This is a genomic window from Candidatus Methanosphaera massiliense, assembly GCF_028890305.1.
In the GTDB taxonomy this organism is placed as follows: Archaea; Methanobacteriota; Methanobacteria; order Methanobacteriales; family Methanobacteriaceae; genus Methanosphaera; species Methanosphaera massiliense.
The window spans coordinates 1,154,404-1,167,966 of sequence record NZ_JARBXM010000001.1 but is presented as its reverse complement, the minus strand read 5'-3'; the positions used below and the strand labels follow the sequence as shown (position 1 = coordinate 1,167,966).

Sequence of the window (13,563 nt, the reverse complement as noted above, 5' to 3'; positions counted from 1 at the left end):
ATATATGATAATTTAAATTATTATCGATTGAAATTACATTGAATTTAATCCGAATATTCTACGGAATAAAAAGCTCATTGCAAATGAACATAAAATATACCATCCAAAGAAGTTTATTGTCAATGGATTTGATTGAGTCCAAAATATATTCCATATTGGTATTAATAATAGGAAATATTGTGATGATGTAATATTGATTATTACATGACTAATCGCATGGTTTCCAATCATACCATAATAAATAATCATAATAGGTATCATGGTAATGATTGTTGGTTTCATTTGCATTTTCATTAGTTCATTGTTTTTAGGTAAAAGTTCTTTTTGTCTTTTCTGAACTTTTGCTAAAGCTTTTGGATCACCTGATTGTTGAGCTGCTCTCATATCGTTTTGTAATTCCTTCATTTCAGCTTGAAGCTCATGCATCTTATCGTAATCAATCAACCATTTTTGTAAAACCACAATAAATAATGCTATTAGTGCAGCTATAAAAAATATTGTGAATACTGGATTAGATGGTGTTGGATCCATGCTTATCAATGGATCTAATAGAAAATCTAAATAACTCATAACTAATCCTCATTCTAGGATAAGATATCAACTATTTCAGATACTGCTTTATCTAAACCATCATCATTATTTTGTACTGTTGCTACGGTACAACCAGTTAATACTGCATAACTCATTGCTGTTGCTCTTGACATTCTTTGATGTAAGTCTATTGCATCAGCATGTTCTGCATCACGTTCACGAGTATCATCATTCATTCTTCTGTATATAATTTCACTAGGTTTAGCTTCAATTAATATAAATTGAGTTGGTTGTAACTCTTCTAAAACCCATTTTGGTAATCCTGGTAAAAATCCTTTAGGAGTTTTAATAGTACAGTGAGTATCAATGATTACATCGTCATCTTGTGCCATTTCATGAATTCTTTCAGCTGCTTTTTTTTGTACATCTTTTTGTATTTCAGGATTTAATTTACGCATTTCATCACGTGAATCTACTAATCCTCTTTCATGGGCAATATCAAACATTACATTTCCATAGTTAATATTTACATAATCAACTTCTTCTAATACTTTGTTTAATACTGTTGTACTACCAGTACCAGGGATTCCTGCAAGTACTACTATATTCATAATAATCACTTTATTTATTTACTTTATTTTCTACTTTATTTTAAAAAATAATAAATTGAATAGATAGATATTATCAATTTAATATTTTATTATTCTTCACCTAAGAATCTTCTCATCATTGGATGCATATCCATTAATTGTTCTTTAGCCATTTCTTCATATAATCTGTATACAACACCAACAGTCAATAGTACACCAGTACCTCCACCGAGTGCACCGGTTAAATCAGCTGCAAATGCAAGTAATCCTACAAATGCACCACCTAATACTGTGATTGTTGGAATGTATTTATCCATGATTCTTTTGAATTGTACTTTACTACTTCTGAAACCAGGTACTTGAACTCCCATATTTGAGAGTTGTTTTGAAACTTGTTTTGAGCCTATACCACTGATTTCAACCCATAGTAATGCAAATACAACTGCAAGTCCTATGAATACTATTGCATAAATTATTACTTTTAATGGATCTGTAAATAATACTGATATACTAGTAGGTGTTGTTAAGTAATAAGCTATACCACTTATTGCTTGACCCTGTGATACTTCACCAAGTATTGGGAATCCAGCACTTTGGAAGATACCTGCAAATAATTGTACATTTAAGAATAATGCACTTACTAATATAACAGGCATGTTACTAGCATATACAAATTTTAATGGGTATTTGGAACGAGCTCCTTTTACTCCACCATATGATAATGGTATTTCAACTCTCATACATTCAGCATATACAACAACTAAGAATACAATTATAGTTGCTATTACTGGAAGTAGTAAACCAAAGTTTGGTTGTCCACTTGTTAATGAATATATGAATGCTGGTATTTTACCTGCAGGTTCTGATGATCCTGCTGATGGTAAAAAGTTAAATGCTCCTACAAGTATCTGCTGAGCTACACCTGCAGCAATGAATAAACCAATACCACTACCGAATCCCCATTTACTTACAACTTCATCCATATAGATTATTAATATACCACCAAGAACCATTTGTAATATAAGTACTAATGTGTAATCACCACTAATTGGAGGTAATGAACCTGTTATTACAAGTACCGCTCCTTCAAATAGTGTAAATATTATAGCTAATAGTTTCTGTGTTCCTTGGAATGCAGACTTATCTTCTGGCTTTGACAAGTCTAGATCAATCAGCTTACCACCGACTAATAATTGCATTACGATTGAAGCAGTTACGATTGGACCAATACCTAAGGTTAATATTGAACCAAAACTTCCTGCCATTACTGATCTTAACTGAGCAAATTGGTCTATAGCTGTTGGACTAAGACCATATAAAGATACTTCTGTTAATATGAAGTATAATATTAAGATTATTCCTGTCCATTTAATTTTCTCTCTAAATCCTAGTTGTTTATCAGGGTTAACAACTTGTGGTAAAAGAGAATAAAATGGTTTAATACTATCTAGTGATGACATATTTTATTCTCCTGACATAATTCTATTTATAAAATTACGCCCTCTGAAATTAAATTTATATAATTTCAGCAATACCGCCAGCATCTTCGATTTTAGCAATGGCACTTTGTGAGAATTTAGGTGCTTTGATAGTCATTGCAGTGGATAATTTTCCTTTTCCTAATACTTTGTTGTAACCTAAGTCAGTTACATCTAATACAATTTGTCCATCTTCTTTAACAGCTATTTCTTCATCTAAAAATTTATCAATTTTATCATCGATAACAGAGAGATTGATTGGCTTAAACTGTTGTATGGTTTTTTGTGGACGTTTGAATCCATATTTACCAAAGTGTTTTGGATCGTTGATTACCATCCAAGTCCAGTGGTGTTTATTTCCTCCAGCTTGTCCACGTCCTCCGCGGTGTCCTGCACCTCTTCGTTTTTTAGTACAACCTCCACCAACAGATCTTGAACCTCTTTGTTTTCTGATTTTTTTAGTTTTTCTAATCATTCATGACACCTTATTTAAATCATTTTTTCAAGTAATTCATTAATTTTTTCAGATCTGTAACCAAGAGATCCTCCTTCATGATATGGTTTTTTAGTGCTTTCATATCCTTTTCTAGGTGGGTTTAAACGGAATATTGGTTTTAATCCAACTTCTTTTAGAGTTGTTTCTTGGTTGTATATTGCTACTGCTAATGCGTCAACTGAATCATAGTCTGTGTTTTCTTTAACGTATTCATCAGTTACTCTTTTATTTCCTGGTAATCTTCCTCTTTCAGATACTAATTCTTTGAAGGTATCTTCTGAGATTTCTCCCCAGGTTATGTAATCTTTAGCTTTTTGTAACATTCCTTTGTAACTTGGTGTTTCTGGAATTACTACAGCATGACTAATTCTTGTGAGATTAAGCATGTCAAGTGTATCTGCAAGGTTTCTTTTAATTCCAGTTCTTCCTCGAATTCTTATAACTGCATACATAATTACACCTCTATGTTTAATCTATAACTCCAAGAGCTTTAAGGTCTTTTTCACTTGATTTTACACTAGATAATGCTTTAAGTGCATCAAATACTGCACCTGCAAAATTTAATGTAGTTTGTGTTTGTCCACTAGTCATTGACCATACATCATCAATACCTGCTAATGAGAGAATGGTTTTGCCTACGTTACCAATAGCAAGGTTTACTCCAGCTGGTGCCGGGATGAGTGTTACTTTTACACTGCTCATTTTACCTTCTACTTTGTAAGGTACTGTGTGTTGTCTTCCACAACCACAACCCCAATCTCCACAGCCTCTTCGAACTTTTATGAGATTGTATTTTGCTTGGTCTACAGCTTTTCTGATTGCAGGTCCTACTTCTTGGGATTTACCTTGTCCTAGTCCTACATATCCGTTTCTATTTCCTACTGCTACAATTACTCTAAAGTTAACTTTTCTACCAGATTTATGCATTCTTTGAACAAGGTTAACATCCATAACTTCTTCTTCAAGATCTGGTAATAGTGCGTCAACAATTTCTAATTCCATAATTGGAAGACCTTTATCTAATATTTGGTCAATATCAGTTATTTCGCCTTCTTTAACTTTTCTTCCAAGTTCAGTTTTAGGTTCCCAGTTTTCTATGTTGAACTTGTTAGAATTGTTCTTGTTGTTTGATCTATTTGATCTTTTGCTCATTGTGTTGCCTCATCTATTTTATTTTTAACGCTTTCGAAATGATCTGGTAATTCTTCAGGAGATAATCCACATCTTATATAGTTTGAGAATTTAGTGTTTTTCTCATCTTCATCCATACTTTCAGCATATTGTGCTATGTGTTCTCCTCTGATTCTTGATTCATCAGGTAATACAGAATCGTTATGAGGTATTTCTAAACCTGCATCTAATGCTCCTTTTAATACAGCGTAGATTTTTGTACCTGCGATGGAATGTTGAAGTCCTATGTCTAAGATTGTTTCGGTGTAATCTTCATTTAATGCTTTTTTACCGAATAAATAACCAGTAAGGTAAGCAGCAGATGTGTTTTTACCGTTTCCTAACCATCCATAATCTTTTAATTGTTTGGAAGTAGCTGAAACTAATGTTTCATCACCGTTTTCTCCAATTTTAACTAATTGAGTTATGGTATGATTTGAAGTAATTCTAACAACCATTCTTGTTTTGTCTAGATCAACTAATTTATATCTTTTGTTGTAATTAGTTTTTCCTTCACGTCTTCTTTTGAATTGTACTTTATATGTTGCTCCTCGTGCCACTTTCTATTCCCCCGTTTCTTTAAGCATTCCGTGGTCTTTAGCATAAGTTTTCATGTATGATTTACTTCTGAATGATCCACCTTTTGCCATGTTATATAATTTACGGTAGGTAGTTCTATCAATTTCATCGTTAGCACGCATATCTTTAAGAACAACTCTTAAAGAACGGATTGTACTCATCCATGCTTGTTTTTTAGGAGTTCTTGCTCTTTTTGCCCCTTTTCTACTACCTTGACCTTTTCTTTTTCCTTTACCTTTTTGTTGAGCGTTCTTTTTGCTTCTGTAACTGCTTATTCCTTTAACAGGTTTTGCTTTGATAACGCCATCATTAATCAAAGCTTTTACACTATTTCTTGTTATTGCTCTGGATACTTCTTCCATGTGTTCTGGATCAATCCATACCCTGTTTACTCCTACTTTTAGGATTTTTGCAGCTAATTTTTTCTGTGTGGTAAGATTCATAAAAATCCTCCTAGTTATATCATTATTAAGATTATTGTATAATGTATTCAAAAACGAATCATTACATCAGGCAATCTTAATTTAATAGTTTTACCCCTATTTCTTTAGCTTCTGCTTCAATTAACTGTCTTTTTCTTTTTCCAACTGTTGCACTAATTCTTGCTGCATCAGTTTCTGGATTTAAAGCTTTGATTTGTTCGACATTTTCTACTAATATGTCTTTGAAACCTGATGGATGTAATCCTCTGGTTGCTTTAGGACTACGGAATCCAACTCTTGCCATTGCAGGTTTTCTTGCTTGGTATCGTCGTCTTTTACTTAGTTTACCTCTAGGTCTACGGTAACTATCACCAAGTTTTTTGTATCTCCAATGTTCTTGTCTTTTGAAGGATGGTTTTTTTGTCATGATAACTTCCTCTTAATAAAATTTTTATTCTTCTAATTCTTCCTGAGTTTTGTCCACTAAGTAAATTCCATCTTGGAATATACGAGGGTCCCTACCTTTAATCTTGGTTGCTTGTTCAATGTTTGCCATTGTTTGACCAACATGTTCTTTGTTAATACCAGTGATTGTTACATCGTCACCTTTTACTGACACTTTTACATCACCAATGATTTTAGCTGTACGTGGACTTCTTTCTCCAAGGAAGTTGTCTATTGATACAATATTTCCTTTTACTTTCACAGTCATTGGAAAGTGTGCGTATACTATTTTCATTTTGTAAGTAAAACCATGTTTTACACCATAAATCATGTTTGATACATGTGATTTTATAGTTCCAACCATAGCTTTATCTTTTTTATTTGGAAATGCTACACTTATTGTAACATTTTCATCATCATTAGATATGGTAATGTTATTATGGTTGAAGTTTCTCTTAATTTCTCCACCATTTCCTTTAACTGTTACTTCAGAATTTTCTACGTTAACAGTAACATCTTCAGGAATAGGGATTGTCTCTGTTATATTTGCTAATTTAACCATTTTTTCACCTAATTTTAATATACGTATACTAATAATCTTCCACCAAGTCCAGCTTCTTTAGCTTCATGGTGAGTCATTACACCTTGAGGTGTTGTTACAATTAATATACCAAAGTTTTTTGCTGGTAAGTATCTTTTTTCATAATCTTCAAATTCTGTATTTTTTACAGCGTGACGTGGTTTGATAACTCCACATTTGTTTATGTTACCAACTAATTCAACATTGAATTTTCCAGCTTTTCCATCATCAACTAATTCAAAATTTCCTATATAATCTTCCTTCTGCATTGTGCTTAATACATGACCAATAAGTTTTGATGCAGGTGAAATGACACATTTGTCATTACCTTGTAACTCATTGTTTCTAATGTTTGTTAATGCATCTGCAAGAGGATCCATAAGAGACATTCTTTAAACACTCCTTTTAATTATATTTTTTAAATCCGATTTTTGGAGCTATTTCTCTAAAGCATTGACGGCAAAGATTTAAACCGTATCTTCTTACAATAGCAGAATGATCTCCACATCGACTACATTTTCTTGCTGCTTTCCCGTATTTTTTTGCCACAATATTCACCTTCTATTCTATTGTAACTTGGAATTTTTCTTTCATTAATTCCATAGATTCTTCTTTTGTAACTCTTTGTGCTTGTGGTAATTTTTTAGGTCTTAATCTTCTTTCTTTGATTCTGTGACCTGGTTTTTGGAATGTTACAGAAACATCCATACCAAAAATTCCTATATCTGGGTCATATCTTACTCCAGGAATATCAATGTGTTCTCTGATACCGAAGGATACGTTACCTTCTTGGTCAAATTGAGAAGCTTTGATTTTGTTTTCTAATCCTGCTAATACCATAGATATGATTTTATCAGCTTTTTCTCCTCTTAAAGTTACTTTACATGCAATAGGTTGTTTTTTCCTAATTCCAAATTCAGGGTTTGTAACTTTTGAGTATGTTCTTACAGGTTTTTGATCAACAAGAGATTCGATTAATTTTTCTGCTCTTGTTAATTTTTCTCCACCTTCACCTACACCAATATTTACAGTAGCTTTTGCAATGTAAGGTTTTTCCATTACATTCATGTTTAGTCATCTCCTAATAATGATATGACTGGTTTATCTTGACCTATTACGAAAACATATTTTGTTAAGGTTAAGAATGAACCTTCTTCTGTTTCCATTAGTACTGTATTTGATTTAGAAGATTTGGTTATATTAATACTATCAATTTTACCTGTTTCACCAATGTGTTTACCACCAGTGATTAAACCAATTGCTCCTTCTTCAAATTTAATTGAATCAGATACTGTTTGGTCAGGTATGTTTAATAATAAAACATCACCAGTTTTGTAATCTTCTTCAGTGATAACGTTTCTACCATCTTCTAAGTTTAACTGAGTTTTTCCACCTTTAACTGTGGTTTTGTTTTTAATAGTTACTAATTTGAAAGTTGAATCTTTTTCTTCAATTTCGTGTAGTACTAATGCTCCTTTGTTATCTTGTAAGATTCTGTAGTATTTGTTGATTTTTGGTATTGATATAACATCCATGAAACCTACAGGGAATCTGTGGTCTTTTCTTGGTACACCATCAACTAATACGTCACCATTGTTTAAGATAATTTTAGCTTCACGTGTATTTTCTGCTAATCCTAAAATTTCTCTTAAAACCATTACAAGAGGTATTGATTCAGTTATAGCGTGTGGTCCTGCACTTGTTTTTGTAGTCCATACTTCTTCTTTAGTGTGGATAGGCCATGTTTTTGGTGCTTTGAATCTTTTTAAGTGTTTTCTTGATCCCATATTTGCCATGATTATACCTTCCTATTTAATGCTTCATTTCTTCTTTCATCATCTAAGTATACATCTATTAGAACTAAGTTTGATGGGTGAATTGGTTGGTATAATTTTGATCCATCTTGTTTCTGACTGGATGCACCGTCAACAAGAACACGGTAATTTTTAAGATCTACACCTTCAACTTTTCCTTCAGTTCCTTTAAAGTCACCACGTACTATTTCAACATCGTCTCCTTTTCTTACAGGGAAGGATCTTCTGTTGAATTCTTCTCTGAGTTCATCGGAAAGATGTACACTCATTGAATTGTGACGTTTGTGTAGTGGTGCTGTATATAATGCTTTACGTTGTTTTCTTGGTTGTTTTGACATAATTCCACCTATACTATTATACTTGCAGCACTACCAATTGCTGGCCAAAGATCTGCTGCTTCCTTAGCAATAGGACCTCTGATTTCTGAACCTTTTAATACGCCATCTTCGGTAATGATTACAGCTGCATTGTCTTCAAATTTAACTCTTAGACCATCTGCACGTCTGTATTCTTTCTTTTGACGTACTACTACTGCTGTTGTAACTTCTCTTCTCATGTCAGCTGTTCCTTTTTTAACTGAAACTACTACCATGTCACCTACTCCAGCTGCAGCAAGTCTTCTTCTTACTCCTTTAAATCCTTTTACTGAAATAATTTCTACTTCACGTGCTCCGGTATTGTCTATACATTTTAGATTAGCACCGATAGGAAGAGATTTGGAGACTTTTGATGTAATTGCTTTCATTTTATTTATTCTCCTTCTTTAACTTCTACTAGCACAAAATGTTTAGTTTTACTAAGTTGTCTGCATTCAGCAATTTTTACAGAATCTCCAACTTTAACGTCAAGACAATCTGGTTTATGTGCTTTTATTTTAGAATTTCTTTTTTCGTATCTTTCATATTTGTCAATATACTCATAGAAACTTCTTTCTACGGTAATTGTACGATCTGCCTTATCACTAGTAACTGTTCCTTCTATAACTTGACCTCTTACAGAGAGTTCACCGTGAAATGGACAGTTAGGATCGTGACATTCTTTTTCAGGTTGCTTTACATTAATGCCTACCATATTTTCACCTAATTTTCTTATATTTTTTCTTTATCCGGTCTTCAGGGCGGGCTACAATAATTTCTCCTTTAATAGAAACTTTTTCACCTTGAGGTAATGTGAATAAAAATGTTACCTCTTTTTTAGGTATTTTTTTTTCGCCTGTACTCGTATCAATTGTGATTATATTACGAGTTTCATCGATAATTTTCCCTTTTATTCCTATGAATTCTTTATGGTTACTGTCTGTGATTTCAACAGTTAGACCAATAAATTCATGTCGAAATATGTTCTGTGGAGTTATCATTTTAAAAACTTCACATCTTTTATATTTTTTCCCTGTTCAATAATTGTTAGAATTATTGATTTCATTTTTAATCTTCACTAAATAGAGTTTATCTATTTGATTTCTATAGTATCTGAAGAAAATCCCATTTCTGCAAGTACTTCTTTTACTTTTTTCTTGTGGTCTCCTTGAAGTTCAATTTGACCTTTTTTAGCAGTACCTCCGCAAGCACATTTTGATTTGAGTGTTTTTGTTAATTCTCTTATATCAATATCATGTTCATCTATTCCTTCAACTATAGTCATGAGTTTACCAAATCGACGACGAACAGTGTATACTTTAACTTTTTGTACTTCACGTGCTATTTCTTCGCAGACACATAAATCTTCTGGAAGACCGCATATTTCACAGATTTTCATCTCTATTTTATTCTCCCTGTTGTTTGTTTTCATTCATTATAGTAAGAACACGGGCAATAGTTCTTCTAGTTTCTCTTATTTTTCCAGGATTATCTACTCCAGCTACAGATCCTTTACTTACTAATGTATCATATTCTGCATGAAGTTCATTGAGTTTTGCTTCAAGATCTGATGCACTGAGTTCTCTTAATTCTCTGCTTCTTAAAATAACCATTACTATTTCCCCTTATTCTTCTAATGTTTCAGTATCTTCTGCTTCTTCAGTAATTTCTTCTACTTCAGATTCTTCTGAAAGTTCTTCTAATATATCTTCACCAGTGATTTCTTCTTCGATTTCTGTTTCTTCAACTTCAGGTGCTGGTGCAGCTTCTGTTTCTGTAACTTCTTCGATTTCTGGTTCACTGATTTCTATATTGTCTGGTAAAACTACTTCAGGTGGCATGATTCTAACATATATTCCAAGTACACCAGGTTTTAATTGTACAGTAGCAAATCCTTCTTTTACGTGTTTTATTGAAGGTTCTCCACATTTTTTGATGTATCCATCATTGAATTTTGCACATGCTGATCTGGAACCTCTTATTTTTCCGGAAATTGTAACTTCTACTCCCTGTGCTCCAGCAGACATTATTCTTCTGATTATTGAGTATGCTACTCTTCTGAATTGCATTCCTCTTTGTAACATGGATACTATTTTGTGTGCCATGATTCTTGGGTTTAATTCAGGTACATCTACTTCTTTAACTTCAACTTGTGGATTTTCTAGGTCAAAATTATTTTTAAGAGTTTTTGTAATTGCTCTTACTGTTTTTCCACCTCTACCGATAACCATACCAGGTTTTTCAGCGTAGACTACTACCATTGTTCCTACTGGTGTTACGTGAATATCCATTCCACCGTATCCTGCTCTTTCGAGTTTTTTCTCTAGGTATTCGTCTATTCGTGTTCTATTTAATCCTTCTTTAACGAAATCTTTTTCAATCATTGGTATTTAAGCCTCCCCTAATACGATTTGTATATGTGTGGTAGGTGTGTTTGAAGGGCTTGCTCTTCCAAATGCTCTTGGAGTCCAACCTCTTATAATTACCCCTCTGTTAGCAGATGCATGTACTAGTTTGAGATTTTCTACATCTAAGTCTGCATTTTCTGCGTTAGCTTCTGCATTTTCTAATACTTTTAGTATTGCTTTTGCAGCTTTTACAGGGTATCTTCCTGATGGCCATCCTTGTAAGTCTCCTCTGTGACCTACTTTTTTGTTGTGTCTTTTGAATGGTACTACTGTTTTTTTAGCTATTACGTCTTCTAAAAATGCTTTTGCATCTTCTAAATACATGTTACGAATAGTTCTGCATATTTCCACTGAATGTTTAGGAGAAATTTTTAAACTATGACCTGATGCTTTTGCTATTTTTTCATCTGGTTTAGCTTGGTATGAGTAAGTATTTTTCTTTGCCATAAATAACCTTCTCCTTATCTATTTAAGTGGTACAAACATTGATGATCTTGTTGCACCCATACCTGGGTCTCCGTGTTGTACTCTTCCTCTTGTTTGTGCGAATTCTCCGAAGTAGCATCCAATCATTTCTGGTTTTATTTCTACTTCTACAAATTCTTGTCCATTGTAGATACCAAATGTGTATCCTACCATGTTTGGAAGTACAATCATATCACGACAATGTGTTTTAATAACTATTGGTTTTCCACTATCATTTTTAATGTCTTTAACTTTTTCCATTTTTTCAAGAACTTTTTCTTGTCTTGGTAAAAATCCTCTCTTTAGAGATCTTCTTTGTCTTGATGGTAATAATTCTATTACTTCATCTAATGACATGTCCTGAAGCTCTTCAAGAGTGTATCCTCTATATTTAAATATCTTTCGAGCCAATTAAGTGCCTCCTTCTATCGTCTTCTACCTGTACGTTTAGATGCTATTGAACCAACTTTTCTACCTGCAGGTGCATTTCTTGAGATAGTAGTAGGTCTTCCTGGATGTTGTCTGTTACCTCCACCGTGTGGGTGGTCTACTGCGTTCATTGCAACACCTCTAACAGTCATCATTTTCTTACCCTTTGCTTTTAATGCATGATATCTGTTACCTGCTTTGAGGAATGGTTTATCTTTTCTTCCTCCACCAGCAACTACTCCTATTGTAGCTCTGCTTCTTGGGTTGAATGCTTTGAGTTCTCCGGATGGTAATTCTACCATGGATTTTCCTACATCATGAGTAATTAATGCTGCGTAAGTTCCAGATGATCTGACGAATTTTCCCCCATCTCCTGGGTTGTTTTCTATGTTGAAAACTGGAGTTCCTTCTGGAATTTCACTTAATGGTAATGTGTTTCCTGGTTCGATAGGTGCAGATATTCCACATTCTATTTCGTCATCAATTGCAATACTTTCTGGTGCTAGAACTAATTTTTCTTCACCTGTTTCGAATTTTACTATTGCAACTGGTGCTGATCTTCCAGGGTCATGGATAATGTCCGTAACTATACCTTTTAAACTTCCTTCTCTTTCGAGTTTGTCGTATGAACGGTATGATACTTTTCCTCTGAATCTGTGTGATGAACTACGGTATGTTGGAGTTCCTCGACCTCTTCTTTGAATAATCAATCTTTTTCCCATAATCAATCCTCCTATTGTTATGCTTAGAATACACCTAATCTTACTGCAATATCTTCTGCAGCTTCTGGTTCTTCTAATTCAATTGATGCAATTTTTTCTCCTCTAGGAGTAATATGAGTATTTACAGATAATACTTTTGTTTCGTATAAGTCTTGGAAAGCATCTTTGATTACTCTTTTATTAGCAGATCTATGAACCACAAATGTGATTTTGTTTTCATCATAAATTTGATTCATTGTTTTTTCTGATAATTGTGGTTTTATTATTACTGAATATGGATCCATAATAACTAACTCCTATTTTGTTGGAATAAATCTCCTAATTTTTCTATAGCAGATTTTGTGTATATTGTTAATCTTCCTGCGTGTGTTCCTGGTGCAAGTAATTCTGCATTGACGTTGTTTACTTCTACTACATCTACACCTGCATGGTTTCTTGCTCCTAAGCTGATTCCACGATCGTTACCAACAACTACTAGAGGTCCTTTTGGGGTTCTGTATTTTCTTCCTCGTAGTTTTCCTTTACCAGATTTGATTTTTCTTCCTTTTTTAGCTCTTACGATATCGTCCATGATTCCTAAGTCTTTGAAGATTTCTCTGGTTTCTTTTGTTGTTTTTATGGTTTCTAATTCATCATCTACAACAAATGGGACTTGTTCTAAGTTTGAGATTTGATGTCCTCTTTGTTCTACTAATTCTTTATTAGCTGTTGCTGCTATTGCAGATCTGATTGCTAATATTCTTTCTTTTTTGTTGATTTTTTCATGATAAATTGTGTTTACTCGTGGTGGATGTGCTTTTCTTCCTCCAATTGCTTGAGGTACAAATGCTGCTTTTGATGATCCTTTTACACGAGGTACCATTGCTGCTCCTCTACCGGAACCAAATGATTCTGCTGTTGTTCTTTTACCAGCCATTGGGTCTGTTCCCCATGGTTGAATTCTAGCAGTTTGAGTTGAGATTACAGCTCTTTTAATTACATCTGGTCTGTATTCTTCCTCAAATATTGATGGGAGCTCAATTTCTTCGGTGACGTCGCCTTTTAATGAATAAACGTTAACTTTTGCCATATCAATCACT

The 13,563-nt window shown here is 33.5% G+C and carries 26 protein-coding genes; all 26 read right to left on the bottom strand.

Annotation, left to right across the window (positions count from 1 at the left end):
• Nucleotides 1–33: 33 nt before the first annotated feature.
• Nucleotides 34–570, bottom strand: a complete 537-nt coding sequence (locus OTK55_RS05595; protein WP_274871123.1) for an EMC3/TMCO1 family protein — start codon at nucleotides 568–570, stop codon at nucleotides 34–36.
• 14 nt (nucleotides 571–584) lie between these two features.
• Nucleotides 585–1,142 carry an adenylate kinase gene (locus tag OTK55_RS05590; protein WP_274871122.1) on the bottom strand — a complete coding sequence of 186 codons (558 nt, stop codon included), beginning with the start codon at nucleotides 1,140–1,142 and terminating at the stop codon, nucleotides 585–587.
• 89 nt (nucleotides 1,143–1,231) lie between these two features.
• A complete protein-coding gene (secY, locus tag OTK55_RS05585; protein ID WP_274871120.1) occupies nucleotides 1,232–2,581 on the bottom strand; it encodes a preprotein translocase subunit SecY in 1,350 nt (449 codons plus the stop codon).
• Between the two features lie 55 nt (nucleotides 2,582–2,636).
• Nucleotides 2,637–3,074 (bottom strand): uL15m family ribosomal protein, encoded by a 438-nt coding sequence (locus OTK55_RS05580; protein ID WP_274871119.1) that lies wholly within the window; start codon nucleotides 3,072–3,074, stop codon nucleotides 2,637–2,639.
• A gap of 14 nt (nucleotides 3,075–3,088) precedes the next feature.
• Nucleotides 3,089–3,547, bottom strand: a complete 459-nt coding sequence (rpmD, locus tag OTK55_RS05575) for a 50S ribosomal protein L30 (RefSeq protein WP_274871118.1) — start codon at nucleotides 3,545–3,547, stop codon at nucleotides 3,089–3,091.
• A gap of 16 nt (nucleotides 3,548–3,563) precedes the next feature.
• Nucleotides 3,564–4,247, bottom strand: coding sequence for a 30S ribosomal protein S5 (locus tag OTK55_RS05570; protein WP_274871117.1), 684 nt, complete (start codon nucleotides 4,245–4,247; stop codon nucleotides 3,564–3,566).
• A complete protein-coding gene (locus OTK55_RS05565; RefSeq protein ID WP_274871116.1) occupies nucleotides 4,244–4,825 on the bottom strand; it encodes a 50S ribosomal protein L18 in 582 nt (193 codons plus the stop codon). Before OTK55_RS05565 ends, OTK55_RS05570 begins: the two co-directional genes overlap by 4 nt.
• 3 nt (nucleotides 4,826–4,828) lie before the next feature.
• A complete protein-coding gene (locus OTK55_RS05560; protein WP_274871115.1) occupies nucleotides 4,829–5,287 on the bottom strand; it encodes a 50S ribosomal protein L19e in 459 nt (152 codons plus the stop codon).
• A gap of 76 nt (nucleotides 5,288–5,363) precedes the next feature.
• Nucleotides 5,364–5,693 (bottom strand): 50S ribosomal protein L32e, encoded by a 330-nt coding sequence (locus OTK55_RS05555; RefSeq protein WP_274871113.1) that lies wholly within the window; start codon nucleotides 5,691–5,693, stop codon nucleotides 5,364–5,366.
• Nucleotides 5,694–5,717: 24 nt separating this feature from the next.
• Nucleotides 5,718–6,272 (bottom strand): 50S ribosomal protein L6, encoded by a 555-nt coding sequence (locus OTK55_RS05550; RefSeq protein ID WP_274871110.1) that lies wholly within the window; start codon nucleotides 6,270–6,272, stop codon nucleotides 5,718–5,720.
• Between the two features lie 14 nt (nucleotides 6,273–6,286).
• Nucleotides 6,287–6,679, bottom strand: a complete 393-nt coding sequence (locus OTK55_RS05545) for a 30S ribosomal protein S8 (RefSeq protein WP_274871107.1) — start codon at nucleotides 6,677–6,679, stop codon at nucleotides 6,287–6,289.
• Nucleotides 6,680–6,695: 16 nt separating this feature from the next.
• Entirely contained in the window at nucleotides 6,696–6,839 is a 144-nt protein-coding gene (locus OTK55_RS05540; RefSeq protein WP_407652425.1) for a 30S ribosomal protein S14, read from the bottom strand.
• A gap of 12 nt (nucleotides 6,840–6,851) precedes the next feature.
• Nucleotides 6,852–7,358 carry a 50S ribosomal protein L5 gene (locus tag OTK55_RS05535; protein ID WP_274871105.1) on the bottom strand — a complete coding sequence of 169 codons (507 nt, stop codon included), beginning with the start codon at nucleotides 7,356–7,358 and terminating at the stop codon, nucleotides 6,852–6,854.
• A gap of 2 nt (nucleotides 7,359–7,360) precedes the next feature.
• Nucleotides 7,361–8,086: a 30S ribosomal protein S4e gene (locus OTK55_RS05530; RefSeq protein WP_274871103.1), complete on the bottom strand. Its 726-nt coding sequence runs from the start codon at nucleotides 8,084–8,086 to the stop codon at nucleotides 7,361–7,363.
• A gap of 2 nt (nucleotides 8,087–8,088) precedes the next feature.
• Nucleotides 8,089–8,442, bottom strand: a complete 354-nt coding sequence (rplX, locus tag OTK55_RS05525; protein ID WP_274871102.1) for a 50S ribosomal protein L24 — start codon at nucleotides 8,440–8,442, stop codon at nucleotides 8,089–8,091.
• An 8-nt stretch (nucleotides 8,443–8,450) separates the two neighbouring features.
• Nucleotides 8,451–8,849, bottom strand: coding sequence for a 50S ribosomal protein L14 (locus OTK55_RS05520; RefSeq protein WP_274871101.1), 399 nt, complete (start codon nucleotides 8,847–8,849; stop codon nucleotides 8,451–8,453).
• Nucleotides 8,850–8,854: 5 nt separating this feature from the next.
• Nucleotides 8,855–9,175: a 30S ribosomal protein S17 gene (locus tag OTK55_RS05515; RefSeq protein WP_274871099.1), complete on the bottom strand. Its 321-nt coding sequence runs from the start codon at nucleotides 9,173–9,175 to the stop codon at nucleotides 8,855–8,857.
• Nucleotides 9,176–9,179: 4 nt separating this feature from the next.
• Nucleotides 9,180–9,461: a ribonuclease P protein component 1 gene (rnp1, locus tag OTK55_RS05510; RefSeq protein ID WP_274871098.1), complete on the bottom strand. Its 282-nt coding sequence runs from the start codon at nucleotides 9,459–9,461 to the stop codon at nucleotides 9,180–9,182.
• Between the two features lie 92 nt (nucleotides 9,462–9,553).
• A complete protein-coding gene (gene yciH, locus OTK55_RS05505) occupies nucleotides 9,554–9,859 on the bottom strand; it encodes a stress response translation initiation inhibitor YciH (protein WP_274871096.1) in 306 nt (101 codons plus the stop codon).
• A 7-nt stretch (nucleotides 9,860–9,866) separates the two neighbouring features.
• Nucleotides 9,867–10,073, bottom strand: coding sequence for a 50S ribosomal protein L29 (rpmC, locus tag OTK55_RS05500; protein WP_274871095.1), 207 nt, complete (start codon nucleotides 10,071–10,073; stop codon nucleotides 9,867–9,869).
• A gap of 12 nt (nucleotides 10,074–10,085) precedes the next feature.
• A complete protein-coding gene (locus OTK55_RS05495; RefSeq protein WP_274871093.1) occupies nucleotides 10,086–10,844 on the bottom strand; it encodes a 30S ribosomal protein S3 in 759 nt (252 codons plus the stop codon).
• Nucleotides 10,845–10,850: 6 nt separating this feature from the next.
• Entirely contained in the window at nucleotides 10,851–11,315 is a 465-nt protein-coding gene (locus OTK55_RS05490; RefSeq protein WP_274871092.1) for a 50S ribosomal protein L22, read from the bottom strand.
• Nucleotides 11,316–11,333: 18 nt separating this feature from the next.
• Nucleotides 11,334–11,744, bottom strand: a complete 411-nt coding sequence (gene rpsS / locus OTK55_RS05485) for a 30S ribosomal protein S19 (protein WP_274871091.1) — start codon at nucleotides 11,742–11,744, stop codon at nucleotides 11,334–11,336.
• A 14-nt stretch (nucleotides 11,745–11,758) separates the two neighbouring features.
• Nucleotides 11,759–12,484: a 50S ribosomal protein L2 gene (locus OTK55_RS05480; RefSeq protein ID WP_274871090.1), complete on the bottom strand. Its 726-nt coding sequence runs from the start codon at nucleotides 12,482–12,484 to the stop codon at nucleotides 11,759–11,761.
• Nucleotides 12,485–12,507: 23 nt separating this feature from the next.
• Nucleotides 12,508–12,768, bottom strand: coding sequence for a 50S ribosomal protein L23 (locus tag OTK55_RS05475; RefSeq protein WP_274871088.1), 261 nt, complete (start codon nucleotides 12,766–12,768; stop codon nucleotides 12,508–12,510).
• A 5-nt stretch (nucleotides 12,769–12,773) separates the two neighbouring features.
• Nucleotides 12,774–13,553, bottom strand: a complete 780-nt coding sequence (gene rpl4p, locus OTK55_RS05470) for a 50S ribosomal protein L4 (protein ID WP_274871086.1) — start codon at nucleotides 13,551–13,553, stop codon at nucleotides 12,774–12,776.
• Between the last annotated feature and the right edge of the window lie 10 nt (nucleotides 13,554–13,563).